The following is a 25,189-nucleotide window of genomic DNA, read 5'->3' on the forward strand; positions in this document are numbered from 1 at the left end:
CCTCCAAGGAGCACCCGATGCGACTGACCGCCCATGCCCAAGGCGTTTATCCGATAGCCCCGACGCCGTTTCTCGAGAATGGCAGCGTCGACCACGCCTCTATCGACCGACTGATCGACTTCTACCTGTCCTCCGGCGCCAGCGGCATCACCGTGCTCGGGCAACTGGGGGAAGCGGCGAAGCTGGAACACGGCGAATCGCTGGAGGTGGCCACGCGGATGATCCGCCGCGCCGGCGACCTGCCGGTGGTGGTGGGCGTGACGGCGCCGGGCTTCGCGGCGATGCGCGCGCTCACCCGGGAAGTCATGGAGCGCGGCGCCGCCGGGGTGATGATCGCCCCGCCCAATACGCTGCGGACCGACGACCAGATCGTCGGCTACTACCACCAGGCCGTGGAGGCCATCGGCAGCGACGTCCCGTTCGTGCTGCAGGACTACCCGCTGACCTTCTCGGTGCAGATGTCGCCGGGCGTCATCCGGCGCATCGTCAACGAACTCGACACTTGCGTGATGCTCAAGCACGAGGACTGGCCGGGCCTGGAGAAGATCAGCGCGCTGCGCCGCTTCGAAGCCGAAGGCAGCATGCGGCGCATCTCCATCCTCTGCGGCAACAATGCCCTGTTCCTGGACCAGGAGCTTCGACGCGGGGCGGACGGGGCCAACACCGGTTACTGCTTCCCGGACATGCTCTGCGAGATGCTCGCCACGGTCCGCGCCGGCAACATCGAGCAGGCCCTGGACCTTTTCGATGCGCATCTGCCGCTGCTGCGCTACGAACAGCAGCCCGGCGTAGGGCTCGCCGTGCGCAAGTACGTGCTGATGCGCCGTGGCCTGCTGCGCAGCGATCGCCAGCGGCGCCCGTTCACACCGCTGTCGGAGCGGGCGACAGAGGAAGTCGAGACGCTGCTCGCCCGGCTGGCCCGGCGCGACTCCCGCGCCGCCCTGGAACCGCGCTGAGGGCTACAGCTCGCCGAGCAGCCAGTCCCTGAATGCCAGGAAAGCCTCGTCGTGGACCCTGTGGCCCGGTGCGACGAGGTAATAGCCGGTGCCGCGCAGCCGCGCCGAGTCGAGCGGAATCCTCAGCGCTCCGCTGGCCAGTTCGTCCTCCACCAGGAAGCGCGGCACCAGCCCGGCGCCGAGGCCGGCGCAGACCGCCTGGAGCAGGTGGGCGGTGAGTTCGAACTGCGGCCCGAGCCTCAGCGCTTCACCGCCCAGGCCCTGTGCCCGGAACCAGTCGCGCCACAGGTCGGGCCTGGCCACCACCCGCAAGAGCTGCAGCGCGGCGAGGTCGGCGGGCTGCCGGAGGGGTTCCGGCAGGCGGGCCCGCCCGCTGACCACCGGCACCAGTTCCTCCTCGAACAGTGGGTAGGCGGCGAGGCCCTGCCAGCCCCCCTCGCCCACCACTATCGCCGCATCCAGCTCGCCGTCGAAATCGACGGGGCCGACCCGCGAGTGGATATGCACCTGGATGCCGGGATTTGCCGAATAGAAGCGCGGCAGCCGCGGCAGCAGCCACTTGGAGCCGAACGCCGGCAGCACCGCCAGGTTCAGCGTCGCCGCGTGGCGCCCCAGGCGGATCACCCGCTCCGTCGCCTGGCGTATGGCAGCCAGCGCGGCGGCGACATCCTCGGCATAGTGCTTGCCGGCCTCGGTCAGCAGGATATGCCTCCCCGTCCGCTCGAACAGCGTCACCCCGAGCGACTCTTCCAGCACCTGTATCTGCCGGCTCACCGCGCTTTGGCTCAGGCACAACTCTTTTGCAGAACGCGTGAAACTGCGGTTCCTGGCGGAAGCCTCGAACGCCAGCAGCGACGACATGGACGGACAGAGCACACGAGGGTTCATCGGGTTGGCTCCCCTGGGAAACGGGTCGACAGGTTGAGGGGCTTCCGGGAAGGGAACAAGTGAGCTTTATGGACGTTTCGTCAGGCTGATTTACAACTGGCGAACGGCCGAGGCTGGCCAATGTGCTCGGAGTCTGCCGGAGATGCTGCATTGGCCTGCAAAAGCAACATGAACTTTACTGAAACATCTTCCTCGGTGTCGCAAGCCGATAGTCGTCGACCGGCTTCACGCCCGGCGCCCGGTCCTACCCGTTGAAATGAGCCTGCAAGAGGAGCAACGCGTGTCCACAGCCGTTCCCCAGTCGGTCACCGCCCCGCTGAGCCGGGCCGCCATCTTCCTGGTGCTGACGATCAACCCCGGCCAGGCCGGCGAAACCGCCGTGCGCGCGTTGTGCGCCGACATGCCCGGCCTGTTGCGGGCCATCGGGTTCCGCGCCCCGCAGGGGCTGCTGTCCTGCGTCATGGGCTTCGGCTCGGCGGCCTGGGACCGCCTCTTCGGCCAGCCCAGGCCGCGGGAGCTGCGCCCCTTCCGCGAAATCCAGGGCGCGCACCACGCCGTATCCACCCCGGGCGACCTGCTGTTCCACATCCGCGCCGAGCGCATGGACCTGTGCTTCGAGCTGGAAACGCAGATCATGGCCCGCCTCGGCGACGCCGTGGCCACCGCCGACGAGGTGCAGGGCTTCAGCTACTTCGATGCCCGCGACCTGCTGGGCTTCGTCGACGGCACGGAGAACCCGGCGGGCCAGGCCGCGCTGGACGCCACCCTGATCGCCGGCGAGGACGAGAACTTCGTCGCCGGCAGCTACGTCGTCGTGCAGAAGTACCTGCACGACCTGGCCCGGTGGAACGCGCTGCCGGTGGCCGAGCAGGAGCGGATCATCGGCCGGCACAAGCTCTCCGACATAGAGCTGGACGACGCCGTCAAGCCGAGCAACGCGCACAACGCCCTGACCACGATCGTCGAAGACGGCGAACAACTGGAGATCCTGCGCGACAACATGCCCTTCGGCGATATCGCCAAGGGCGAGTTCGGCACCTATTTCATCGGCTACGCCCGTTCGCCGCGGCGCATCGAACGGATGCTCAAGAACATGTTCATCGGCCTGCCCCCGGGCAACTACGACCGCCTGCTGGACTTCAGCCGCGCGGTGACCGGCAGCCTGTTCTTCGTGCCTTCGGCCAGTTTTCTCGAACAGGTAACCCCGGACGCCAGCGTAGCTGCCGCCCCTGCCCTCCCCGCGCAGGACGGCGTGCCTCCGCTGGCGCCCCGCGACGGCTCCCTCGGCATTGGCTCACTAAAGGAATCAGGCAATGAATAACCTGCACCGTGAACTCGCCCCCATCTCCGACAAGGCCTGGGCCCAGATCGACGAAGAGGCCACGCGCACCCTCAAGCGCCACCTCGCGGCCCGCCGCGTGGTCGACGTGCCGCAGCCGGGCGGCCTCGGCCTGTCCGCGGTGGGCACCGGCCACCTGCATGCGCTGCAGGCCCCGGCGGAAGGCATCCAGGCCGCCCAGCGCGATGCCCGGGCGATCGTCGAGCTGCGCGTGCCCTTCGAGCTGAGCCGCCAGGCCATCGACGACGTGGAGCGCGGTTCGGACGATTCGGACTGGGACCCGCTGAAGGACGCCGCCCGCAAGCTGGCCTTCGCCGAGGACCGCGCGGTGTTCGATGGCTACGCCGCGGCCGGCATCCAGGGCATCCGCCAGGCCAGCAGCAACGCCGGCGTGGTGCTGCCGGCCAACGTGCGCGGCTACTCCGGCGCAGTGGCGCAGGCGCTGAGCCAGCTGCGCCTGGCCGGCGTCAACGGCCCCTATGCGCTGGTGCTGGGCGCGGACGCCTATACCGCGGCGAGTGGCGGCAGCGACGAGGGCTACCCGGTCTTCCACCACATGGAGCAGCAGGTGGACGGCGGCATCATCTGGGCCCCGGCGCTGGAAGGCGGCTTCGTGCTCAGCACGCGCGGCGGGGACTTCGAGCTGGACATCGGCCAGGACATTTCCATCGGCTATGCCAGCCACAGCGCGACGAGCGTGGAGCTGTACTTCCTGGAGACCTTCACCTTCCGGGTGCTCACCAGCGAGGCCAGCGTGGTGTTGACACCGGGCAAGAAATAGCGCCGTACGGATAATCGCGGACGGAGCCCTACAACGCCAGGGAAGCCCCGTAGGATGGGTTGAGCGAAGCGATACCCATCACCGTGGCCGCATGGGTTTCGCAAGCTCAACCCATCCTACGAAGAGCACCTCGGCGCAGCCGGCAAGAACAGTTGCTCCTACGTTCCAGGACTCACCAGCCACGCCGCCCGGCGTGATTCACGGATGAGCAGGCGCCGGCGAAATGCCGACGCAGGATGGTGTTGAGCGATGCGATACCCATCACCCCCGGCCTTCTGGTATTTCGCCGTCGTGCTCGCCCATCAGCTCGCGGGGCGATTCCACGAACGCCTGGTTGTCGAGGATCGTTCTTCATGGCAAGGCTCCGGCCACCGCCAGCTGTCGTGCGGCTCGCGGGGAGTTTGGGAGTCCGCCTCAGGCGACAGTCGAATGGATCCGATTGTCTTCCCGGGCCTTCTCCAGCCTGATCGCGATGAACTTGGAAGTTGGCGTGAAGGTGCGCTCTCCATAGCTTTCCAGCGGCACCAGCGGGTTGGTCTCCGGGTAGTAGGCCGCGGCCTGCCCGGCCGGCAGGTCGTAGGCCACCAGCTGGAAGCCGTGGACGCGGCGCTCGATGCCGTCTTCCCAGAGCGACACCAGGTCGACCTTCTCGCCCGGCTCGAAGCCCAGGCGGCGGATGTCCCGCTCGTTGGCGAAGACCACCTCGCGCAGGCCGAACACCCCGCGGTAGCGGTCGTCCAGGCCGTACAGGGTGGTGTTGTACTGGTCGTGGGAGCGCAGCGTCTGGAGGATCAGGTCGGGCCGCTCGCCGCGGGCCAGCACCGCCTGGTTGACCAGCTCCAGCGGCAGTTCGCTGGGGGTGAAGCCGGCCTTGCCGCTGGCGGTCTTCCAGACCCGCTCGGCCGCGTCGTTGCCCAGGTGGAAGCCGCCGGGGTGCTGCAGCCGCGCGTTGAAGTCGGCGAAGCCGGGGATGACGTCGGCGATCAGGTCGCGGATGTGCCCGTAGTCGGCGATGGCCCAGTCCCAGTCGATCGGGCGGTTGCCCAGGGTGGCCTTGGCGATGCCGGCGATGATCGCCGGTTCCGAGCGCAGGTGCGGCGAGCGCGGCTTCAGCTGGCCGTGGGAGATGTGCACCATGCTGAAGGTGTCTTCCACGGTGACGCCCTGGGGCCCTTCGGCCTGCATGTCGACCTCGGTGCGGCCCAGGCACGGCAGGATCAGCGCGTCGCGGCCGGTGACCAGGTGCGAGCGGTTGAGCTTGGTGGCGATGTGCACGGTCAGCTCGCAGTTGCGCAGCGCGGCGTGGGTGCGCGGGGTGTCCGGGGTGGCCTGGGCGAAGTTGCCGCCCAGGGCCAGGAACACCTTGGCGCGCCTGGCTTCCATGGCCTGGATGGCCAGCACGGCGTTGTCGCCGTGGCCACGCGGCGCCTTGAACTTGAAGCGTTTCTCCAGGGCATCCAGCAGCCAGGTCGGCGGCTTCTCGTCGATGCCCATGGTGCGGTCGCCCTGCACGTTGCTGTGGCCGCGCACCGGCGACAGGCCGGCGCCGGGCTTGCCGACGTTGCCGCGCAGCAGTTGCAGGTTGACCACCTCCTGGATGGTCGGCACCGAGTGGCGGTGCTGCGTCAGGCCCATGGCCCAGCACATGATCACGCGCTCGGCGCGGCGGTACATGCGCGCCGCCAGCTCGATCTCGGCCAGGCTCAGGCCGGACTGGCCGACGATGTGCGCCCAGCTGGTGGCGTCCACCGCCGCCAGGTAGTCGTCCAGGCCGCTGGTGTGCTCGCGGATGAAGGCATGGTCGAACACCGGCGGCTCGCCGTTGGCCTGGGCCTCGCGCTCCCACTGCAGGAGGAACTTGGCCATGCCGCGGAACATCGCCATGTCGCCGCCCAGGGCCGGGCGGAAGTAGGCGGTGTTGGTCGGCTCCGAGCCGTTGCTGAGCATCTCGAAGGGGTGCTGCGGGTGCTGGAAACGCTCCAGGCCGCGTTCCTTCAGCGGGTTGATGCAGATCACCTGGGCGCCGCGGTGCACGGCCTCGCGCAGCGGTTCGAGCATGCGCGGGTGGTTGGTGCCGGGGTTCTGGCCGATGACGAAGATGGCGTCGGCCTTTTCCAGGTCGTCGAAGACCACGGTGCCCTTGCCCACCCCGAGGGTTTCCGCCATGCCCAGGCCGCTGGCCTCGTGGCACATGTTCGAGCAGTCGGGGAAGTTGTTGGTGCCGAAGGCGCGGACGAACAGCTGGTAGAGGAAGGCCGCCTCGTTGCTGGCCCGGCCGGAGGTATAGAACTCCGCCTCGTCCGGCGACTTCAGCGCCTTCAGGTGCCGGGCGATCAGGGCGAAGGCCTCGTCCCAGGTGGTTTCCACGTAGTGGTCGGTGGCCGCGTCATAGCGCATGGGGTGGGTCAGGCGACCCTGGTATTCGAGCCAGTAGTCGCTCTGCCCGGCCAGCGCGCTGACGCTGTACTTGGCGAAGAAGTCGGGGTCGACGGAGCGCCCGGTGGATTCCCAGTTGACCGCCTTGGCGCCGTTCTCGCAGAACTTCACCAGGCCGTTCTCGGGCGACTCGCCCCAGGCGCAGCCGGGGCAGTCGAAGCCGCTGTTCTGGTTGGTCTTGAGCATCGCCCGCAGGTTCTTGACCGCGTTCTCGCTGCCCAGCCAGCTCTTGGTCACGCTCTTGAGCGCGCCCCAGCCGGCGGCCGGTCCGGTGTAGCGCCTTATATGTTCGTCTTGGCTCATTCAGGCATTCCTCGATTACACGCAGAGAATGAAAGTTCTCAGGCAGAAAAAGGCGACGCTAAAAGCACGCCAATATCGGAACGCTGAGCGAGCAACTTCCTTGCGCGAAACTTGCTGTTCGCAACACCGGGTGAGTTGTGTTCAGGTCCAATTTCCAGGGCCTTTTTTCGAACAATCGGCCTGAAAGCTGGAAAGACATTGGTTCGCCTTGTGACATCAGGCTATTGAGAAGCGGAGATTGCGTCCAATCGAAATAAATTAAACCTTGATCAGAACCATCTATCAGGCCTGGAATGTCCGCAGTAGAAGGGCGGAATGGACAATTAAGGCGCTTGATAGACCACTCTTATCAACCGGTAATCAAAAGCAATTTGACGCCCCTGGGCGAACTGACTAGCCTCACCTCGAAGATCGCCAGAGCATTAATAAAAAGATGCCAACGCTTGCGTGCAAAGAGCAATGAACGACCACTTCGAGAGGCAACTCGGAATTGAATGAAAATACTGGCGAACTCATCGACGGTTTCAATCGGAAGATCGATTACCTGCGCATGTCGGTAACCGACCGCTGCGACTTCCGCTGCGTGTACTGCATGGCCGAGAACATGCAGTTCCTGCCGCGCCAGCGCATCCTCACCCTCGACGAGCTGTACCGCGTGGCGGAGCGCTTCGTCGCCCTGGGCACGCGCAAGATCCGCCTCACCGGCGGCGAGCCCCTGGTGCGCCAGGGCATCGTCGAGCTGTGCGCGCGCATCGCCGCCCTCCCCGGCCTGCGCGAGCTGTGCATGACCAGCAACGGCTCGCAGCTGCAGCGCCTGGCGCAGCCGCTGCACGACGCCGGCCTGGCGCGCTTGAACATCAGCCTCGACAGCCTGGATGCGCAGCGCTTCAAGGCGCTTACCCGCACCGGCGACCTGCAGCAGGTGATCGCCGGCATCGACGCCGCGCGCCGCGCCGGCTTCCGCCACACCAAGCTCAACTGCGTGGTGCTCAAGGGCCGCAACGACCACGAGGTGGTCGACCTGGTGCGCTTCGCCATCGACCGCCAACTGGACATCTCCTTCATCGAGGAAATGCCCCTGGGCGTGATCAGCGAGCACCAGCGCGGCGAGTCCTACTGTTCCAGCGACGAGGTGCGCCAGCGCATCGGCGAGCGGTTCACCCTCATCGAATCCGCCGAATCCACCCAGGGCCCGTCGCGCTACTGCCGCCTGGCCGAGGCGCCGGAAATCCGCATCGGTTTCATCTCACCGCACAGCCACAACTTCTGCGGCAGTTGCAACCGCGTGCGCCTGACCGTCGAGGGCCGCCTGCTGCTGTGCCTGGGCAACGAGCATTCGGCCGACCTCAAGCAGGTGCTGCGCGCCCACCCCGGCGACGCCGAACGGCTGGACAAGGCGATCCGCCAGGCCATGCGGCTCAAGCCCCAGCGCCACCATTTCGAGATTGGCGGCGAAGTGCAAATCCTGCGCTTCATGAACATGACCGGCGGCTAGCCGCCCCTTCCGGAATCGCCATGATCGTCCAATCGCAACCCGACATGCTGCGCGTGCTGTTCACGCTCAAGGGCTCCATCGCCAAGCGCATCGCCTTCCGCAGCCTGCTGGTCACCCTGCTGGCTTCGCTGATCGTGCTCGTCGAAAGCCGCCATCCGGCGTTCTTCGCGCGGGTCAACGCCACGCCCTTCACCCTGCTGGGGCTGTCGCTGTCGATCTTCATGAGCTTCCGCAACAACGCCTGCTACGACCGCTGGTGGGAAGGCCGCAAGACCTGGGGCAAGGTGATCATCGACATGCGCTCGTTCATCCGCGAGAGCGTCGCCATCAGCGACGCCGCCCTGCGCGAACGCCTGCTGCGCGCGCTCTGCGGCTACGCCCACGCGCTCAACGCGCGGCTGCGCAACGAGGACGAGCTGAAGGCCGCCCGCCCCTGGCTCGCCAGCGACACGCCGATCGCCGCGCACAACATCACCGACGGCATCCTCCAGCACATCGGCAGCGTCTGCTCGCAGCTGGCCAAAGAGAAGCGCATCAGCGAATGGCGCTACGTGACCCTGGAGCAGCGCCTGGCCGCCTTCACCGATGCCCAGGGCGTGTGCGAGCGGATCAAGGCCACGCCCATCCCCTTCCCCTACACCCTGCTGCTGCACCGCACCATCTACATCTTCTGCATACTGCTGCCCTTCGCCATGGCCGAGCCGCTGGGCTGGATGGCGCCCATCTTCACCACCATCGTCAGCTACACCTTCTTCGGCCTGGACGCCATCAGCAACGAGCTGGAAGACCCCTTCGGCCGCGAAGAGAACGACCTGCCCACCGACGCCATGGTCCGCGTCATCGAGCGCGACATCCTCGGCGCCCTGGGCTACAGGGACCTGCCGCCGCCCCTGCAGCCGGTCGACTACGTCCTCAGCTGAGCGGCACGGTACGCCGAGGGCGGCATGCCCTCCCAGCGCTTGAAGGCCCGGCGGAAGTTGGCCAGGTCGGTGTAGCCCAGGGTGTAGGCGATCTCCTCGATGCTCAGGTGGCCGGCCTTCAGGTGCTCGATGGCCAGGGTGCGGCGTACGTCCTCGAGGATCAGCTTGAATGACGTTCCCTCCGCCAGCAGGTAGCGGTGCAGGGTGCGCGGCGTCATGTGGAACAGGCGCGCGGTGACCTTCAGACTGGGGAAGCCGTTGTGCTTCTCCAGCATGGCGCGCCGCACCCGGGCGCCCATGGAGGCGGTTTCGCCCAGCCGCTCCAGCTCCCGCCGGCATATGGCTTCGGCCTCGCGGAAGGCCGCGGGGTCGGCCAGCTTCAGCGGCTGGTCGATAACCGCCAGGTCCAGGCTGAAGCCGGCCCAGGGCTGCCCGTAGGCCACCGGGCAGCGGAACAGCTCCTCGGCCAGCGCGGCGTAGGGCTGCTCCGCGAACGGCAGCCTGACCTGGAGCAGCGGGCAACTGCCGAGGGTCATCGCCGCGAAGATGTTGCTGACCGCCAGCATCACCGCCTCCAGCACCGTGCGCTCGATGTCGCCCAGGGCATAGCCGGGCTGGAAGCGCACCTGCACCTGCCCTGCCCGCTCATCGCATTCGTAGCTCAGGCTGAACAGCGTGGTGCGCAGCGCCAGGTAGCGCTGCAGCAGTTCCAGGGCCTGGCGCAGGGTGCCGCTCTGCATCGCCGCGTAGCCGAGGATGCCGTGGGTGTTGACCACCAGGCGCTCGCCGATCAGCAGCCCCAGCGCCGGCTCGGCCGTCAGCGCGATGGCGTCGCGCAGCAGTTGCTGGAACTGCGGGAAACCGAGCTGGAAGCCCGGCTCGTCGAGCTGGCGCTCGTCCAGGCCGCTACGGGCGAACCAGGCCTGCGCGTCCTTCTGCATGGCCCGCAGCTGCTCGGCGATCTGCCGCAGGTAGGGCATTGGCAACACGAAGTCCGACAAGGGCTCGACCTCACAGGGTTCCAGGGGCGCGAAGATGTCAACAAATGACCCCTGGAATGTCAATCGGGAACCTCTCCGCCGCCCGCCGCCGTCCCTAGCATTGAAGCGTCCCGACCCACAACGATCAGAACGGAGGACGCATGTTTGCCTTCCTGAACAGAAACCGTGCGGCAAACGCCTCGATCAACGGCGCCAGCATCCGTGTCGAGCCCGGCGAGACCCTGCTGCAAGCCGCCTTGCGCAACGGCATCGACTTCCCCCACAGCTGCCGCGTCGGCGGTTGCGCCAGCTGCAAGTGCCGGCTGCTGCAGGGCAAGGTCAGGGAACTGACCGAGACCGGCTACATCCTCAGCGCCGAGGAACTCGACCAGGGCTATATCCTGGCCTGCCAGAGCGTGCCGCGCGGCGACGTGAGCATCGAGGTCGACAGCGCGCAGCAGGAGGCCCGCCAGGTCCGCGGCAAGGTAGTGGCGCAGGAGCGCCTCACCCACGACATCACCCGCCTGACCCTCCAGCTCGAAACGGGCCTGCCCTACCAGGCCGGGCAGTACGCCGAGCTCAGCCTCGACTGCCTGCCCAATCACGCCCGGAGCTTCTCCTTCGCCTCGCCCCCGCGGGCCGACGCCAAGGTCAGCTTCTTCATCCGCAAGGTGCCTGGCGGCCGGCTCACCACGCTGGTCGATAGCCACTCGCTGGTCGGCCAGGGCGCGAGCCTCAAGGGCCCGCTGGGCCAGTTCCACCTGCGCCCGGCCGACGCCCCGCTGCTGCTGGTGGCCGGCGGCAGCGGCCTGGCCCCGCTGCTGGCCATCCTCCAGGACGCGCTGGCCGGCAACGTGCGACGCCCGGTCACCCTGCTGTTCGGCGCCCGGCAGGAGCACGACCTCTACGCCCTGGAGGAAATCCAGGCGCTCGCCCGGCAGTGGCCCGGGCCCTTCCACTTCGTCCCGGTGCTTTCCGAAGCGGACCGCCACGCCGCCTGGGAGGGCGCGCGGGGCCTGGTCAGCGAACAGATACCGGTGCTGCTGCAGGCCGGCAGCCACGCCTACCTGTGCGGGCCGCCGGGGATGATCGACAGCGCCAGCGCCCTGCTGCAACGGCATGGCGTGGCCCGCGAAAACATCCATGCCGACCGCTTCACGCTGCAACAGGCTCCCCATGCCGCCCCGGAAAGCGCAGCCACGCAACCCGCAAGCCTGTAACCCGAAACCCAATAACAAGAGAGACAGATGCCCATGAAAGCGCTGCACTACCTCAAGTACTTCCTGTTCCACGCCGTCGGACTGTGCTCGGCTGCCGCCCTGCTCGCCGGCGGTCCCTGGATCGCCTATGGCCTGGCCGCCGTGCTGACGCTCTACGTGGTCGGCGACCTGGTCTGCGGCGACGACACCAGCACGCCCGAGTTCCATCACCCGGGCATCCTCACCTTCCAGCTGTGGCTGGCCCTGCCGCTGCTGTGCTTCATCGTCTTCGCGGCGCTCTGGGGCGTCAGCGACGGCGACTTCCTCGGCTTCGGCGCCGCCCTGGGCCAGGCGACGGGCTACGACCTGATCGCCGCCCGGGACACCACCAACCTTGGCCAGCACCTCTGCGCCTGGGTCCTCACCGGCCTGATGATCGGCACCATCGGCACCATCACCGCCCATGAGCTGACGCACCGCACCTGGGACCCGGTCTCCATGCTCATCGGCCGCTGGCTGCTGGCGTTCAGCTTCGATACCACCTTCTCCATCGAGCACGTCTACGGCCACCACCGCTACGTCTCCACCACCGAGGACCCGGCCACCGCGCCGCGCGGGCGCAACGTCTACGCCCACGTGCTGATCTCGACCCTGCGCGGCAACCTCAGCGCCTGGCACATCGAGAAGCAGCGCCTGGCGCGCAAGGGCTACTGGCTGCTCGGCTGGCGCAACGCGGTGCTGCGCGGGCACGGCATGAGCCTGCTGCTGGTGGCCGCGGCCTACGCCATCGGCCAGTGGCCCGCCGCGTTGTTCTTCATCGCCTGCGCGCTGTGGGGCAAGGCCCTGCTGGAGATCGTCAACTACATGGAGCACTACGGCATGGTGCGCAACCCGGCCACCCCCGTGCAGCCGCGGCATTCCTGGAACACCAACAAGCGCATCAGCTCCTGGACCATGTTCAACCTGACCCGCCACTCCCACCACCACGCCCAGGGCGAGGTGCCCTACCAGGACCTGAAGCCCTTCCCCGATGCACCGATGATGGTCGGCGGCTACCTGACCACCATCATCGTCGCCATGCTCCCGCCGCTCTGGCACAAGTTGATGACGCCCAAGGTGCTGGCCTGGGACCGCGAATACGCGAGCGCCGAAGAACGCCAACTGGCCGCGACCGCCAACGCCCGCAGTGGTATTCCGGCGCTGATGAAATATTCGAACTATCCGTCCCCTTCCTGATGAGCGTTACCTGCAAGTTCGAAGTTCCAGGTCGGGTTGTGAGTGTTGGTTGAAGGGCGAGAGCCAGGAGCCCCTCTCCCTTCAGGGCTGGGCCCAAAAGCCACCTTTGTAGAAGGCCGCACCAGGATGCTCTTCGTAGGAGCGAGCTTGCTCGCGAACAGGTTCGGTGCCATGCGGTTCGCGAGCAAGCTCGCCCCTACGAGAAGCCGTGCTCGCCTGCAGCGCCCTTTTGCTGGAGCACGCAGTGCGTCAGCAGGTCCAAAGGTATCTGCCCACCCTGAACGACCCGCGCAGCCACTCCCCCATCCTCCATCACCGGCGCTAGCTCAGCGCGTGCCATTCGCCGCGCCCCAGAGCCCGTCGAACGGCAGGAAGTCCAGCCAATCCCCCGCCGCGAAGGTCCTACCCGCCGGGACTTCCAGCAAGCCGTCGGCCACTGCCGGCAGCGGCGCGCCCGTGTAGATGCGCGCGCAGGTGCCGGGCTCCAGCGGCACCGGCGCCTGGCCGGCGAAGATCGTCTGGGAGATGCGCAACGCCCGCCCGTCCAGGTCTGCAAGCCTGAAGGCATAGCCGTCCATGGCGCTGTTGGCCCAGGGCGGCGAGTCGGTCCGCGCGAACAGGTTGCGCGCCAGCACGCGGCCATCGGCCAGGGCCAGCTCCAGTTCCTCGATATCGGCGGGCGAGCCTTGCGCCAGGTCGAGCAGGCGGCCCAGGGCCTCGTCGACCGGCATCGGCACCGCGCCCCTCATTGGCGCGGCCCGCAGGCGTTGCCGGGCTTGAGGTGCGCGACGAAGTTGCAGGGGCGGTGCCGCGAATCGAGCTGCTCGACCAGGATGCCCTCCCAGGCCGTCCGGCAGGCCCCGGTGGAGCCCGGCAGACAGCACACCAGGGTGCCGTTGGCCAGGCCGGCCAGGGCGCGGGATTGCACGGTGGAGCTGCCGATGTCGAGGATCGACAGCGCGCGGAACAGCTCGCCGAAGCCTTCGACCTGATTGTCCAGCAGGCAGGCGACGGCCTCCGGGGTGCTGTCGCGGCCGGTGAAGCCGGTGCCGCCGATGATCAGCACCACCTGCACCTCCTCCTCGGCGATCCAGGCGGCGACCTGCGCGCGTATCCGGTAGAGGTCGTCCTTGAGCAGCACGCGCGCCACCAGGCGATGGCCGATCTCGACGCAGCGGCTCGCCAGCAACTCGCCCGACGTATCGTTTTCGAAAGTTCGCGTATCGCTGACGGTCAATACCGCGATGTTCAGTGGAATGAATTCCGTATTCGGTTTGACACTCACGGGGCATCGCTCCAGTTGGAAGTTTCCGTGGAAACTAGAGACAAAGACCGGCGTCGTCCAATCGATATGGCAAACCCTCCGATCGGAGGCTTCTATCGACAAGAAGAGTGTTCCCGATAAGGCGCATCTATCTTCCGGTAAGCATTTGCAATTGGACGCATCCGCTGCAAGTTCTGCAGTTTTCCGCCTTCGATTCCGAGCCTTCGGATACAACGAGCATGAGCACTATCGAAATACCCTGCTCCAGACTTCTGCTCGCCGGTGGAAAGGGCCGGAGAATGGGAGGAAAGGCCAAGGGCCGCCCTGTGCCTGCAGAACCTGAACAGCCCAGAAATGCTGCTGGCGGCGCAGAGCGGCCCCATCGAACCCGGCCGTGAAAGCGACTTCCGGCCTGCATCGAATGCGTCGTTTCCGTCATAGAGGAGTCTTATTGACGGATCGGAACAAGCGATTGGACGTTATTTGATCGCCTGCGTAACCTGAAAACAGGCAATAAGACACAAGGTGCCGTGATGGAGCTGATCGACGAAGCTCGAACCGATATATCCGATATCAATGCGCCGCCCGCGCCCGCGCAAACCTATAGTTATGTCGAGTTGGGCGAGAGCTGGATAATCGGCGAGACTGTACTTGCCCGGGAAACGGCATTGGCCATCAGTTATAACGGCATCAACCAGGCGGTGATGATGATATCGCCAGGTAATATGGAAGACTTCGTCAGGGGGTTCAGCCTGACCAATGAAATCGTCACTTCCCCGGATGAAATCCGCGATATAAAAATCACCGGTTCCGGCGAGTCGTACCTGGCCCAGGTCGAAATAACCAACCGCGCCTTCTGGGCGCTGAAGAACCACCGCCGGCAACTGGCCGGCACCAGCGGCTGCGGCATCTGCGGGGTCGAAGCGCTGGACCAGGCGCTGCCGGCGCTGACCCCGCTGCGCCTGGCGCCGCTGCCGGAAGCGCGCCTGCTGGAGGGCCTGCGCGAGCGCATCAACGCCGCCCAGACGGTCGCCCGCGACAGCGGCGCCCTGCACGCCGCCCTGTACCTCGACGCCCAGGGCGAGGTGCGCCTGTGCCGCGAGGACATCGGCCGGCACAACGCCCTGGACAAGCTGATCGGCGCCATGGCCCAGGCGCGCTTCGAGCCCGCCGAGGGCTTCGTCGTCGTCACCAGCCGCTGCGGCCTGGAACTCATTCACAAGGCGGTGCGGGCGCGCATCGGCACCCTGGTCAGCCTCTCGGCGCCCACCGCCCTGACCGTGGAATGGGCGCGCCGCAACCAGCTCAACCTCATCCACCTTCCCCACCACAGCCTGCCCAGGCTCTACAGCCCGGCGCCCTGACCCGCGCGCCCCTGAGTCTCGATGAAGCAAGCCCATGAGTCCGCGGCGACGAGGTGGCGTTCTTCCCCACGGTGACCGGAGGCTGAATGAGCCAGGGCTTCGATGCCGGCGAGCGCTGGTGACGGCACGGGTAGCGCCCGCCGGGAGCGCTACCCGTCCGCCCGTCTTCAGGTTCCGGTCTGCTCCGCGTCGGCCGTCGGGGGCTGGGCGCCGCCCTTCTCCAGCGTTACCTTGCCGGCCTCCTTGTCGTAGCCCAGGGCGATGCTGTCTCCGGAAACCACCTTGTCCCCGAGGATTTCCCGCGCCAGGCGCGTCTCCACTTCCTGGCGTATCTGCCGCTTCAGCTCGCGGGCGCCGAACTCGGGCTGGTAGCCCACGTCGACCAGGTGGTCGACCAGGGACTCATCGACCGTCAGGCTGATGTCCTGCGCGGCGGCCGTGCGCACCACCCGCTGCAGCTGGATGCGGACGATGGCGCGGATGTCGTCGCGGGACAGCGCATGGAACACGATGATGTCGTCGACGCGGTTGAGGAACTCCGGACGGAAGTGCCCCTTGAGCACGCCCATCAGCTCGTCGCGCAGCGCCTTGTCGTCCATGCGCTCGGCCTCGGGGCGTTCGAGGTTGTCCATGATGATCGAGGCGCCGAGGTTGCTGGTGGCGATGATGATGGTGTTGCTGAAGTCCACCACCCGGCCCTTGCCGTCGGTGAGCCGGCCGTCGTCGAAGACCTGCAGCAGCACGTTGTTGACGTCGGGGTGGGCCTTCTCGATCTCGTCCAGCAGTATCACGCTGTACGGCCGCCGGCGCACGCGCTCGGTCAGCTGGCCGCCCTCGTCGTAGCCGACGTAGCCGGGCGGCGCGCCGATCAGCCGGGCCACGGCATGGCGCTCCATGTACTCGGACATGTCGATGCGGATGATCGCCTGCTCGTCGCCGAACACGCTCTCCGCCAGCGCCTTGGCCAGCTCGGTCTTGCCCACCCCGGTCGGGCCGAGGAACAGGAAGGTGGCGATGGGCCGGTGGGCCTGGCCGAGGCCCGCGCGGGACAGGCGCACCGCATCGCTGACCGCCACCACCGCGTGCTCCTGGCCGATCAGCCGCTCGCGCAGCGTCTCTTCCATCTTCAGCAGCTTCTGGCGTTCTTCCTGGGTCAGCTCCGCCACCGGGATGCCGGTCAGCCGCGAGACCACCTCGGCGATGGACGAGGTGGTGACCTCCAGTGTCTCGGAACCGGTCTTGCGTTCCCAGGCCTCGGAGCGTTCCTCCAGCTGCGTCTGTTTCTCGCCGATCAGCTCCTCGAAGCTCTTCGCCTCGTCGAAGCGCTTGCGCGAGGTGGCGTAGTCCTGCTCGCGCTTGAGCTGGGCGATCTCCGCCTCCAGTTCCTGGATGTCCGCCGGCCGCGAGGTGGCGCCGATGCGCACGCGGGCGGCGGCCTGGTCGATCAGGTCGATGGCCTTGTCCGGCAGGAAGCGGTTGGTGATGTAGCGGTCGGCGAGCTCCGCGGCGGCGACGAAGGCGTCGTCGGCGAAGGTCACCTGGTGGTGGGCTTCGAGCTTGTCGCGCAGACCCCGGAGGATGACGATGGTCTGCTCCACCGTCGGCTCGGGGACGAACACCGGCTGGAAGCGGCGTTCCAGCGCGGCGTCCTTCTCGATGTACTTCTGGTACTCGTTGAGCGTGGTGGCGCCGATCAGGCTCAGCTCGCCGCGGGCCAGGGCCGGCTTGAGCACGTTGGCGATGTCCAGCCCGCCCTCCTCGCCGCCCTGCCCGGCGCCGACGATGGTGTGCAGCTCGTCGATGAACAGCACCAGCTCGTCGTGCTTGGCGGTGACTTCGTCGATCAGCTGCTTGGCCCGCTCCTCGAATTCGCCGCGGTACTTGGCGCCGGCGACCATCGAGTTCAGGTTCACCTCCACCAGGCGCTTGCCGCGCAGCACTTCCGGCACGTCGCCGTTGACGATGCGCTGGGCCAGCCCTTCGACGATCGCTGTCTTGCCGACGCCGGGCTCGCCGATCAGCACCGGGTTGTTCTTCTTGCGCCGGGCCAGCACCTCGATGGCGTTCTCGATCTCCTGGGCCCGCCCCAGCACCGGGTCCAGCTTGCCCTGGCGCGCCAGCTGGGTGAGGTCACGGCCGAACTTGTCCAGCGTCGGCGTGCCGCTGGGGGTATCCACGCGGCCGTCTTCGGCGCCCTTGCCGACGATCTTGACCACCTTCTGGCGCAGCGTCTCGGGGGTCACGCCGTACTTCTTCAGCAGTGTGCCGGCCAGGCTCTCGGGCACCGAGGCCAGGCCGATCAGCAGGTGCTCCGGGCCGACGTAGGAATGCCCCAGATCCCGCGAGGCCTGGAAGGCCAGCTGGAAGGCCTTCTTCAGGCGCGGCGAGATGGTCATGCGGTCCACCGGCGCATCGGCGGAGGCGTTGCCGGTCTGCGCGTGCTGGTCGATGTAGCCCTTGATGTCCTGCGGGGACAGCTTCATCTCCTTGAGCAGGGCGACCACCACGTCGGTATCGGCCAGCACGTACAGCAGGTGCTCGGTGTCCAGCTCGTTGCGCCTGAGTTCGTGGGCCTTTTCCGCGGCTCGCTGGAGTATCTCCAGGGTCTGGGCGCTGAAGGCGTCGGTGGCATCGACCGACTCGCGGGGCACTTCGGCGGCCATGCCGAAGCCATCGCCCTCCTCGCCCGCGCCGCCGAACCTGTCGAAGAAGCGCGAAAGCCCGCCGCCCCCCAGCAGCGAGTCGAACGGATTGAGCATGCTCTGGTGCCGCATCAACTGACGATAGTCGTGGTCGCAGATCGACATCGACTTGCGCTCGCCATTCTGTACGACGGTCACGCGGGCAACGGCGGGTCGCGCATTACAGATTTCACAGAGAGTCGCCATGATGAACTTTCTCCACGCAACAAGTGGGCGCTTGTAATCGAGCGGCCGCATCTCCAGCAGCGCATACCCGTGGATGAGTTCAATAACGAACCCGAAGCCTGGACATGCACTGTTTTTTTCGAAACGAAAGAGACAGGAGAACTCGAAAAGCAGGAACGGCTATTACACCGTCCGTTCACCATAGTCCGGGAAGTGGAAGAACGCCAGACGAAATCGACGATAGCCAAGCAACGAAAGATGATAAGCAACGACGCTATAGTTACAAAACAATGAAACGGCGGAAACTCAGCGGAACATGCCGGAGCAACTTCAGAGTTGCTGCGAAACTATTGCGGCGAAGTGAGTCGCCGCAATAGTCCGGGGAAGTTTCCGGGAAAATCGTCCGGATAGGGAAAGTTATTCGCCGAGCTGTTCCAGCAGGTCGGCGGAAGGCACGAAGAACAGGCTGCCGGTCACCGCGCGGCTGTAATCCAGCAGGCGGTCGTAGTTGCCCGCCGGGCGCCCGACGAACATGTTCTGCAGCATTTCCTCGATGGGCTCGGGAGAGCGGGCATAACCGATGAAATAGGTGCCGAACTCCCCCGCCCCCGGCCGGCCGAAAGGCATGTTGTCGCGCAGGATCTTCACTTCCTTGCCGTCCTTGACCAGGGTGGTGAGGGAGCTGTGCGAGCAACTCGGCTTGACCGATTCGTCCAGCTCGATGTCGGACAGCTTGGTGCGCCCGATGATGCGCTCCTGGGCCTCGATGGACAGCTGGTTCCAGCCGGCCATGTCGTGCAGGTACTTCTGCACGATGACGTAGCTGCCGCCGGCGAAGCCGGGGTCCTCGTCACCGATCAGGGTGAAGTGGGCCGCCTCGCGGCCCGCAGGGTTCTCGGTGCCGTCGACGAAGCCGACCATGCTGCGCATGTCGAAGTAGCGGAAGCCCTGGACTTCGTCGACCACTTCCACCGCCTTGCCCAGCCGGATGACCACCTGGGTCGCCAGTTCGAAGCACAGGTCCATCTGGTCCGCGCGGATGTGCAGCAGGATGTCGCCCGGCGTGGAAACGGCCACGCGCTCGCCGGAACCCACTTCGCGGAAGGTGTGCAACGCCGCCGGGCGAGGCGCGCCGAACAGCCTGTCCCAGGCCTCGGAACCGAAGCCGACGACGCAGGAAAGATTGCCCGCCGGCGCCCGCTTGCCGACCGAACGCACCAGGGCGGCGATATCCCCGCACAATGCGCGCACGGCGTCGCGGTTTTCCTCGCCGGAAACCAGCGTCATCACGAGAAAGATCGCGCTACTGGTGATCGGACTGTCGACTGCCTGGGGATTGGGGAGTTCTTCTGTCATTTTGCTTGGCAACTACCATCACGGTTGGGCGTTCGAGACTACCAGATAATAGCGGGCGCATGACAATCGTCATCGCGCGTGCCGAATGGTTTTATTCCGAACTGCAAGCAAGGCTGAAAAATAACGGGGTGCCATTTGCACCCCGGTTATATATTGGGCAACTTGATTCAGTTGACTTCCGAGCGCATCACCCGAACCGGCACGGATTTATAGGAAGGCGTTCCGCTGTCGACGTCCATGTAGTCCAAACGATCATTCCAGGCCCGGTAATTCTATACGGCGATATCGTATATCCGCCCGTGGATAGCCGCTCTTTATCTGGAGTCCTGAAACATACCTGCCGCTGCGATATCCGGATGCGCTTATAAGTAACTGTCTATTGGGTTATTCCCCTGCGGGCCAGCGCAAGCGCTGTTCGCGATGGAGCCGCGTCCCGCGTTCGCGGGAATAACCCGGAAAACAATGTAGGAGCAACTGTCTTGCCGACTGCACCGAGGCGCTTTTCGTAGGATGGGTTGAGCTTGCTGATGGGTATCGCTTCGCTCAACGCCATCCTACGAAAAGCCGTGCTTCCTGGAACCGTAGGAGCGGACTCCGTCCGCGATTATCCATCGTTGAAACCTCCACAAAAACAACCGGGTGAATCGCACACAGGCACCTAGCGCGCCTCCCCCAACTGCCGCCACATCCGCCGTGTCAGGCGTTGGAGAGTGTCGCGCCAGGGTGGCCCAGGGATCGTCCCAGCCGCGCAAGGCCAGGCGCTCACCGCGTTCCCCCGGGTCCGTCGCCGGGCCCGCCCTGCCCCTGCCGCCATGGCGCTGCCGGGCGGCGAGGCGGTTGCCGAAAGGAGCGTTCGCTGGTTGCAGATGAGAAATCGTTATAACGGCAACTCGCTAGCAAGCTACTGTTCATTTCCTGACGTCGGCTTTTCGGCGTGATCGGACGACCGATCCCAGCTTCGCCGTACCCTGCGGACCCGCTTCAATCAAGTCGATAACTCGGGAGCCACCCGATGCAAACCTATTTGCAGGCCAAACGCATTCTCGAAGACAGCTTCACGCCCTACCGCTGCCAGTGCACCCTCGAAGCGGACGGTTCGATGACCGTGCAACTGCTAGCGCCCAACAGCTGCGACGTGGAACTGACCATCCCGCAGATCCCCCGCCACGACTGGGACAGCCTGCGCGCCGTGGCGAAACTGGCGCTGGAGCTGCGCCAGGCGCTGGACATGGCGCTGTCGGAACAGCAGCGGCCGGCCAAGCCCCTGAGCCTGGCGCCCGGCTAGCCACTCTTCGGGCCACCCTGGAGCCTGCTGCGCGGCGGCCAGGTCGCCGCTTCCAGCTGCAACGCGGCGGCTACTGAGCCCGGCGGCTATCCTTCGCACACGCCGCCTCCGCCTTTGTTTGATCCCGGCCAAGTTCCCGCGCCGCGGTTCGTGCCTCAATGGCGCCAACGCCGGAGCCCGGCGTGCATCCATTCCCCTGCAGGCACGGGAGCGAGCATGGCCATGGAAAAGCACCATCAATGGAACCTCGGCTATTTCGTCGTGGCCTTCGTGGCCATGCTGCTGGTGCAGAACTGGCTGGGCGAGTACTCGGCCGAGGCGCCGATTCCCTACAGCGAATTCCAGCGCCTGCTGGACGCCGGCAAGGTCACCGACCTGCGCATCGACCAGGAGCGCATCAGCGGCACCCTCAAGGAGCCGATCCAGGGCCGCACGCGCTTCACCACCAACCGCGTCGAGCCGCAGCTGGCGGCGGAGCTGGAGAAAGCCCAGGTCGACTTCTCCGGCGTCACCCAGAGCGGCCTGGCCAAGCTGCTGGGCTGGCTGCTGCCGGTGCTGCTGTTCTTCGGCCTGTGGGTGTTCTTCTTCCGCGGGCTGGCCGAGAAACAGGGCTTCGGCGGCATGGTCAGCGTCGGCAAGTCGAAGGCGCGAGTGTTCGTCGAGCGCGACACCGGGGTGACCTTCGACGACGTGGCCGGCATCGACGAAGCCAAGGCCGAGCTGCAGGAAGTGGTGTCCTTCCTCAAGGACCGCCCCACCTACAGCCGCCTGGGCGCGCGGATTCCCAAGGGCATTCTGCTGGTGGGCCCGCCCGGCACCGGCAAGACGCTGGTGGCCAAGGCCGTGGCCGGCCAGGCCGGGGTGCCGTTCTTCTCCATCTCCGGCTCGGAGTTCGTCGAGCTGTTCGTCGGCGTGGGTGCTGCGCGGGTGCGCGACCTCTTCGAGCAGGCGCGCAAGGCCGCGCCCTGCATCATCTTCATCGACGAGCTGGACGCCCTGGGCAAGATGCGCGGGCTGGGCGCCTTCGGCGGCAACGACGAGAAGGAGCAGACGCTCAACCAGCTGCTCGCCGAGCTGGACGGCTTCGACCCGCGCGAAGGCGTGGTGCTGCTGGCCGCCACCAACCGCCCGGAAGTGCTCGACCCGGCCCTGCTGCGCGCCGGCCGCTTCGACCGCCAGATCCTCATCGACCGCCCGGACCGCCGGGGCCGCGAGGCCATCCTGCGGGTGCACCTGAAACGCGTCAGCGCCGCCGCCGACCTCGATTGCGGGCAGATCGCCGCCATCACCACCGGCTTCACCGGCGCGGACCTGGCCAACCTGGTCAACGAAGCCGCCATCGGCGCCACCCGGCGCGGCGCCGAGGCGGTGGGCATGGCCGACTTTACCGCCGCGGTGGAGCGCATCGTCGCCGGCGCCGAGCGGCGCAGCCGGCTGCTGCTGCCGCAGGAGCGCAAGGTAGTGGCCTACCACGAGATGGGCCACGCCCTGGCCGCGGCCTCGCTGCCGCGCATGGACCCGGTGCACAAGGTCTCCATCGTCCCCCACGCCATCGGCGCCCTGGGCTTCACCCTGCAACGGCCCACCGAGGACCGCTTCCTGATCGGCCGCCAGGAACTCAAGGACCGCATGGTGGTGCTGCTGGCCGGGCGCGCCGCCGAATCCCTGGTGTTCGACGAGATTTCCACCGGCGCCGCCGACGACCTGGCCAAGGCCACCGACATCGCCCGCCAGTTGGTGACGCGCTTCGGCATGAGCGAGCAGCTCGGCCAGGCCGTGCTGGAGCGGCAGAACGCGCCCTATCTGGCAGGCGACAACGACCACCTGGCGGGGCTGCGCGAGAAGGACTACTCGGAGCAGACCGCCCGCGAGGTGGACCTGTGCGTGCGCGAGCTGATCGACGAAGCCTTCCGCCGCGCTCGGGCCCTGTTGGAGCAACGCCGCGCCGACCTGGAGGCCGGCGCGCAACTGCTGCTGGAGCGGGAAACCCTGACCCCGGAGGATTTCCCCGCCCTGGCCGGCGCGCCGGCGCCTTGAGCGGGCCTGCTTCGAACCCCTGGCTATTTGCAGCGCCGCGCATATGCCGGGGAACTCATTGACAGATTGGCGCCAGACAAGTGTCATGGGCGTTGTCGTCCGGCGCGGTCGAGGTGTGGCGCCGGGATTACGTGGTCCGTTTGCGTGTTTCCTTATCCCCCGCACAGGAGCCGCCGGCATGTACGACTCTGCACCCAGGGCCTCGGGGCCCGCGGAGGAAGATTTCCTCTTCACCTTCGAGACCCACGTCCTGCAGAAGGCCCTGCCCGCCTTCGAGGAAGCCAGCCGCTTCGCCCGCGACCGCGGCCTGGATTGCCAGGTCGAACTGCTCGTGGACGAGGACGACCACCTGCAACTGTGCCTGTTCGCCCGCCTGGGCGGCAGCCAGCAGCCGAGCTTCTACCGCATCGTCGCCGATACCGAACTCCAGGGCCTGGTCCACGAGCAGTACGCCACCCATGGCCAGCGCATGCGCCGCCTGGGCGCGCAACTGGACTCGCTGGACGGCGAGGTGCTCGACGAACAGCTCGCCGAGTTCTTCCAGCTGGCCTTCGGCATGCACCTGGACGAGCCGGGGCACCGACGAGTCAGCGGCTTCTAGCAGCCGCCCCTTTGCCTTGCCTGCCGTTCCTCGCCTCGCCTTGCGCGGGCGGGTTTTCGCGCGACACTGTGCGCATGAAATGGATCGCACGCGCCCGCCTGCGTGCGGTCCGAGCAAAGGTAAGGGCCGCGATGCCCCTTGCAGGAGTGCCCCTATGAAAAGCCCCGTGGATACCCCGCACCCCGATCCGGTGGTGACCAGGGAAGCCGACGAACTGGAAGAACTGGTGGAGCTGGACCCGGTCGACAGCGGCCAGGAACCGCACCTGTCCGCCGCCCACCAGGAAGGCGTGATCGACGAGCAGCACTGAGCTTGCATTCTGCCGTGCAGGCTTCGTGCAATCGTGCGAAATGCACGGGCGCGTCTCTATCGCTATCAAATAACCGACTGATTAAAAAAGAGAAAATTTTCAAGCGAAGCTGGAACGCATGCTGCAACGGCTCTCCCATCGGCTTCACGGATACCAAGGGAGAGCGTCATGCACAACGACCGTAGCCAAGCCCCGCAACTCCTCGGCGAACAGTTCAGCGACTACCGCGTCGACCTCCAGCAGCGCCCGGACGGCGGCCTGCTGCTGAGGCTGCGTGACCACGAAAACCGGCGCCTGCTGACCACCTGGGCGATTCCGGCCAGCGAATGGCGCGACCCGACGCGCCTGAACAACTTCATCGAACGCATCCGCCGCGACCTGCTGACCGCCGAGGGCCGCCCCCTGCAGGAAGACGAGGTGGACTGCTTCCGCAAGCGCATCGAACTGCAGACCTTCAACCCCGGCCAGGGCCGCCACCGCCAGCGCAAGATCGTGGTGGCCGGCGAGCGCCTGCGCGCCCTGGCGGCCCACGCCTGAGTCAGTCCGCGCCCTGGCGGAACTGCCCGGGGGTCATGCCGCTCCAGCGGCGGAAGGCCTTGGCGAAGGCGCTTTCGTCGGAAAAGCCCAGGCGCTCGGCCACTTCCGCCAGCCGCGCGGGGCCGTGCAGCAGTTGCTCGGCCATGGCGTGCAGCACCCGCTCGCGCAACAGCTTGAAGCTGCTGCCCTCCTCGGCCAGGCGCCGGTTCAGGTGCCGCCCGCTGAGGCCCAGGCGTTCGGCGATGCGTTCCTTGCCCCACTGCGGGTGCTCGCGCAGCAGGCCCTGCACCTGCGCCGCCAGGCTCTGCGCGCCCAGGCGCTGCAACTGGGCGTCGGCGAGCTGGCGCAGGTGTTCGCGCATGGGCGCGTTGGCCTGGATCAGCGGCACCTGCAGGTCGTTTTCGGCGAACAGCAGGCCATCCTCGCCGGCGCTGAAGTCGGGCAACAGGCCCAGCAGTTCGCGGTAGCGGCCCGCTTCGCCACGGGCGCTGTGGTCCATGCGCAACGCCAGTGGATGCACGCGCTCGCCGGTGATCCAGGCGCTCAGCCGCACCAGGCTGGCCAGCACCGCTTCCACCCGCGCCTCGCGGCGCACGCGGTAGCTGGGGCGGTAGACCAGGGCCACGCCGCCGGCCTCGCGGCGCAGGGCGAATTCGCTGCCCTCGGCGATGATCGGGTAGTACTCCAGCAACGCCTCCAGGGCTTCGCCGAAGCTCTCGCAGCTCATCAGCAGGGCGCCGACCATGTCCAGGTGGCCGACCTGCAGGGCGCTGCCCAGGCGCAGGCCCAGCAGCGGGTCGGCGCTGGCGGCGCACAGGCCCTCCCACAGCTCGTCCTGGCGCGCCAGCGGGATGCGCGCCTGGCGGCCCAGCTCGCGCAGGTCGGCGGGCAGTTGCAGGCCCAGGCGCGTAGCGGCCTGGAGGATGCCCTGGGCGTAATGCACGGTGATCGAGGGGCTGTTGGGCATGGTCCCGAAATAACCGGAAAAAGTCCTGATTGAGCCAGCAAAGCGCGGCGCGGGGCGGGTATCCTTGC

General features: G+C 66.9%; 20 protein-coding genes and 1 pseudogene. 13 read left to right on the top strand and 8 right to left on the bottom strand.

What is annotated here, in order from left to right:
- The first annotated feature begins 17 nt into the window (after window positions 1-17).
- Entirely contained in the window at window positions 18-956 is a 939-nt protein-coding gene (locus PM1_RS15310; RefSeq protein WP_009621907.1) for a dihydrodipicolinate synthase family protein, read from the top strand.
- Between the two features lie 3 nt (window positions 957-959).
- Here PM1_RS15310 and PM1_RS15315 read toward each other — a convergent pair whose 3' ends face one another.
- Window positions 960-1,844: a LysR substrate-binding domain-containing protein gene (locus PM1_RS15315; protein ID WP_009621905.1), complete on the bottom strand. Its 885-nt coding sequence runs from the start codon at window positions 1,842-1,844 to the stop codon at window positions 960-962.
- Window positions 1,845-2,100: 256 nt separating this feature from the next.
- Here PM1_RS15315 and PM1_RS15320 point away from each other — a divergent pair, with 256 nt between their 5' ends.
- Together PM1_RS15320 and PM1_RS15325 are read left to right on the top strand one after the other, a co-directional pair.
- The gene (locus tag PM1_RS15320) at window positions 2,101-3,165 is read left to right on the top strand and encodes a Dyp-type peroxidase (RefSeq protein ID WP_009621903.1); all 1,065 of its coding nucleotides are present in this window, start codon (window positions 2,101-2,103) and stop codon (window positions 3,163-3,165) included.
- On the top strand, window positions 3,158-3,964 hold the full coding sequence (locus tag PM1_RS15325; RefSeq protein ID WP_009621901.1) for a family 1 encapsulin nanocompartment shell protein: 807 nt from the start codon (window positions 3,158-3,160) through the stop codon (window positions 3,962-3,964). The genes PM1_RS15320 and PM1_RS15325 overlap by 8 nt, the downstream gene beginning before the upstream one ends.
- Before the next feature lie 414 nt (window positions 3,965-4,378).
- Here the strand turns inward: PM1_RS15325 and PM1_RS15330 are convergent, their stop codons facing one another.
- Window positions 4,379-6,703, bottom strand: coding sequence for an FdhF/YdeP family oxidoreductase (locus PM1_RS15330; RefSeq protein ID WP_009621900.1), 2,325 nt, complete (start codon window positions 6,701-6,703; stop codon window positions 4,379-4,381).
- A 490-nt stretch (window positions 6,704-7,193) separates the two neighbouring features.
- Here PM1_RS15330 and moaA point away from each other — a divergent pair, with 490 nt between their 5' ends.
- Complete coding sequence (moaA, locus tag PM1_RS15335; protein ID WP_009621899.1) at window positions 7,194-8,198, top strand: GTP 3',8-cyclase MoaA; 1,005 nt, start codon at window positions 7,194-7,196, stop codon at window positions 8,196-8,198.
- A 20-nt stretch (window positions 8,199-8,218) separates the two neighbouring features.
- Window positions 8,219-9,118 carry a bestrophin family protein gene (locus tag PM1_RS15340; protein ID WP_009621898.1) on the top strand — a complete coding sequence of 300 codons (900 nt, stop codon included), beginning with the start codon at window positions 8,219-8,221 and terminating at the stop codon, window positions 9,116-9,118.
- On the opposite strand, the gene PM1_RS15345 is transcribed toward PM1_RS15340, so the two are convergent.
- Window positions 9,103-10,119 carry an AraC family transcriptional regulator gene (locus PM1_RS15345; RefSeq protein ID WP_009621897.1) on the bottom strand — a complete coding sequence of 339 codons (1,017 nt, stop codon included), beginning with the start codon at window positions 10,117-10,119 and terminating at the stop codon, window positions 9,103-9,105. The genes PM1_RS15340 and PM1_RS15345 overlap by 16 nt on opposite strands.
- A gap of 140 nt (window positions 10,120-10,259) precedes the next feature.
- Here PM1_RS15345 and PM1_RS15350 point away from each other — a divergent pair, with 140 nt between their 5' ends.
- Both PM1_RS15350 and PM1_RS15355 read left to right on the top strand, forming a co-directional pair.
- Entirely contained in the window at window positions 10,260-11,318 is a 1,059-nt protein-coding gene (locus PM1_RS15350; RefSeq protein ID WP_009621896.1) for a 2Fe-2S iron-sulfur cluster-binding protein, read from the top strand.
- A gap of 33 nt (window positions 11,319-11,351) precedes the next feature.
- Window positions 11,352-12,533 (top strand): alkane 1-monooxygenase, encoded by a 1,182-nt coding sequence (locus PM1_RS15355; protein ID WP_009621895.1) that lies wholly within the window; start codon window positions 11,352-11,354, stop codon window positions 12,531-12,533.
- Window positions 12,534-12,961: 428 nt separating this feature from the next.
- On the opposite strand, the pseudogene PM1_RS15360 reads toward PM1_RS15355, so the two are convergent.
- Window positions 12,962-13,264: pseudogene (locus PM1_RS15360) on the bottom strand (molybdopterin molybdenumtransferase MoeA); the annotation flags it as partial.
- A gap of 14 nt (window positions 13,265-13,278) precedes the next feature.
- A complete protein-coding gene (gene moaB, locus PM1_RS15365) occupies window positions 13,279-13,818 on the bottom strand; it encodes a molybdenum cofactor biosynthesis protein B (protein WP_009621893.1) in 540 nt (179 codons plus the stop codon).
- Window positions 13,819-14,330: 512 nt separating this feature from the next.
- On the opposite strand from moaB, the gene fdhD reads away from it, so the two are divergent.
- Complete coding sequence (gene fdhD, locus PM1_RS15370; protein WP_009621892.1) at window positions 14,331-15,161, top strand: formate dehydrogenase accessory sulfurtransferase FdhD; 831 nt, start codon at window positions 14,331-14,333, stop codon at window positions 15,159-15,161.
- Between the two features lie 167 nt (window positions 15,162-15,328).
- Here the strand turns inward: fdhD and PM1_RS15375 are convergent, their stop codons facing one another.
- Together PM1_RS15375 and PM1_RS15380 are read right to left on the bottom strand one after the other, a co-directional pair.
- Window positions 15,329-18,052: an ATP-dependent Clp protease ATP-binding subunit gene (locus PM1_RS15375; protein WP_404944713.1), complete on the bottom strand. Its 2,724-nt coding sequence runs from the start codon at window positions 18,050-18,052 to the stop codon at window positions 15,329-15,331.
- A 393-nt stretch (window positions 18,053-18,445) separates the two neighbouring features.
- Window positions 18,446-19,384: a Dyp-type peroxidase gene (locus PM1_RS15380; RefSeq protein WP_009621890.1), complete on the bottom strand. Its 939-nt coding sequence runs from the start codon at window positions 19,382-19,384 to the stop codon at window positions 18,446-18,448.
- 1,012 nt (window positions 19,385-20,396) lie between these two features.
- Between PM1_RS15380 and PM1_RS15385 the strand changes: the two genes are divergently transcribed.
- From PM1_RS15385 to PM1_RS15405, 5 genes are all read left to right on the top strand, one after another.
- Complete coding sequence (locus PM1_RS15385; RefSeq protein ID WP_009621889.1) at window positions 20,397-20,669, top strand: DUF1652 domain-containing protein; 273 nt, start codon at window positions 20,397-20,399, stop codon at window positions 20,667-20,669.
- Window positions 20,670-20,891: 222 nt separating this feature from the next.
- Window positions 20,892-22,706 (top strand): ATP-dependent zinc metalloprotease FtsH, encoded by a 1,815-nt coding sequence (gene ftsH / locus PM1_RS15390; protein WP_043300498.1) that lies wholly within the window; start codon window positions 20,892-20,894, stop codon window positions 22,704-22,706.
- A gap of 178 nt (window positions 22,707-22,884) precedes the next feature.
- Window positions 22,885-23,307: a hypothetical protein gene (locus PM1_RS15395; protein WP_009621885.1), complete on the top strand. Its 423-nt coding sequence runs from the start codon at window positions 22,885-22,887 to the stop codon at window positions 23,305-23,307.
- A 154-nt stretch (window positions 23,308-23,461) separates the two neighbouring features.
- The gene (locus tag PM1_RS15400) at window positions 23,462-23,617 is read left to right on the top strand and encodes a hypothetical protein (protein WP_009621884.1); all 156 of its coding nucleotides are present in this window, start codon (window positions 23,462-23,464) and stop codon (window positions 23,615-23,617) included.
- A gap of 168 nt (window positions 23,618-23,785) precedes the next feature.
- On the top strand, window positions 23,786-24,154 hold the full coding sequence (locus PM1_RS15405) for a DUF3509 domain-containing protein (RefSeq protein ID WP_009621883.1): 369 nt from the start codon (window positions 23,786-23,788) through the stop codon (window positions 24,152-24,154).
- A 1-nt stretch (window position 24,155) separates the two neighbouring features.
- On the opposite strand, the gene PM1_RS15410 is transcribed toward PM1_RS15405, so the two are convergent.
- Window positions 24,156-25,121, bottom strand: a complete 966-nt coding sequence (locus tag PM1_RS15410; protein ID WP_009621882.1) for an AraC family transcriptional regulator — start codon at window positions 25,119-25,121, stop codon at window positions 24,156-24,158.
- Between the last annotated feature and the right edge of the window lie 68 nt (window positions 25,122-25,189).

This window comes from Pseudomonas sp. M1 (assembly GCF_022760135.1).
Classification (GTDB): domain Bacteria; phylum Pseudomonadota; class Gammaproteobacteria; order Pseudomonadales; family Pseudomonadaceae; genus Pseudomonas; species Pseudomonas citronellolis.

What these genes read in the sequence shown, in the direction of transcription:
- PM1_RS15385 (WP_009621889.1), top strand. Translation starts at nt 20,397, where the DNA reads ATGCAAACCTATTTGCAGGCCAAACGCATTCTCGAAGACAGCTTCACG.
- PM1_RS15330 (WP_009621900.1), bottom strand. Translation starts at nt 6,703, where the DNA reads ATGAGCCAAGACGAACATATAAGGCGCTACACCGGACCGGCCGCCGGC.
- PM1_RS15310 (WP_009621907.1), top strand. Translation starts at nt 18, where the DNA reads ATGCGACTGACCGCCCATGCCCAAGGCGTTTATCCGATAGCCCCGACG.
- ftsH (WP_043300498.1), top strand. Translation starts at nt 20,892, where the DNA reads ATGGAAAAGCACCATCAATGGAACCTCGGCTATTTCGTCGTGGCCTTC.
- PM1_RS15410 (WP_009621882.1), bottom strand. Translation starts at nt 25,121, where the DNA reads ATGCCCAACAGCCCCTCGATCACCGTGCATTACGCCCAGGGCATCCTC.
- PM1_RS15315 (WP_009621905.1), bottom strand. Translation starts at nt 1,844, where the DNA reads ATGAACCCTCGTGTGCTCTGTCCGTCCATGTCGTCGCTGCTGGCGTTC.
- fdhD (WP_009621892.1), top strand. Translation starts at nt 14,331, where the DNA reads ATGGAGCTGATCGACGAAGCTCGAACCGATATATCCGATATCAATGCG.
- PM1_RS15400 (WP_009621884.1), top strand. Translation starts at nt 23,462, where the DNA reads ATGAAAAGCCCCGTGGATACCCCGCACCCCGATCCGGTGGTGACCAGG.
- PM1_RS15340 (WP_009621898.1), top strand. Translation starts at nt 8,219, where the DNA reads ATGATCGTCCAATCGCAACCCGACATGCTGCGCGTGCTGTTCACGCTC.
- PM1_RS15325 (WP_009621901.1), top strand. Translation starts at nt 3,158, where the DNA reads ATGAATAACCTGCACCGTGAACTCGCCCCCATCTCCGACAAGGCCTGG.
- PM1_RS15405 (WP_009621883.1), top strand. Translation starts at nt 23,786, where the DNA reads ATGCACAACGACCGTAGCCAAGCCCCGCAACTCCTCGGCGAACAGTTC.
- PM1_RS15355 (WP_009621895.1), top strand. Translation starts at nt 11,352, where the DNA reads ATGAAAGCGCTGCACTACCTCAAGTACTTCCTGTTCCACGCCGTCGGA.
- PM1_RS15380 (WP_009621890.1), bottom strand. Translation starts at nt 19,384, where the DNA reads ATGACAGAAGAACTCCCCAATCCCCAGGCAGTCGACAGTCCGATCACC.
- PM1_RS15395 (WP_009621885.1), top strand. Translation starts at nt 22,885, where the DNA reads ATGTACGACTCTGCACCCAGGGCCTCGGGGCCCGCGGAGGAAGATTTC.
- PM1_RS15320 (WP_009621903.1), top strand. Translation starts at nt 2,101, where the DNA reads ATGAGCCTGCAAGAGGAGCAACGCGTGTCCACAGCCGTTCCCCAGTCG.
- PM1_RS15350 (WP_009621896.1), top strand. Translation starts at nt 10,260, where the DNA reads ATGTTTGCCTTCCTGAACAGAAACCGTGCGGCAAACGCCTCGATCAAC.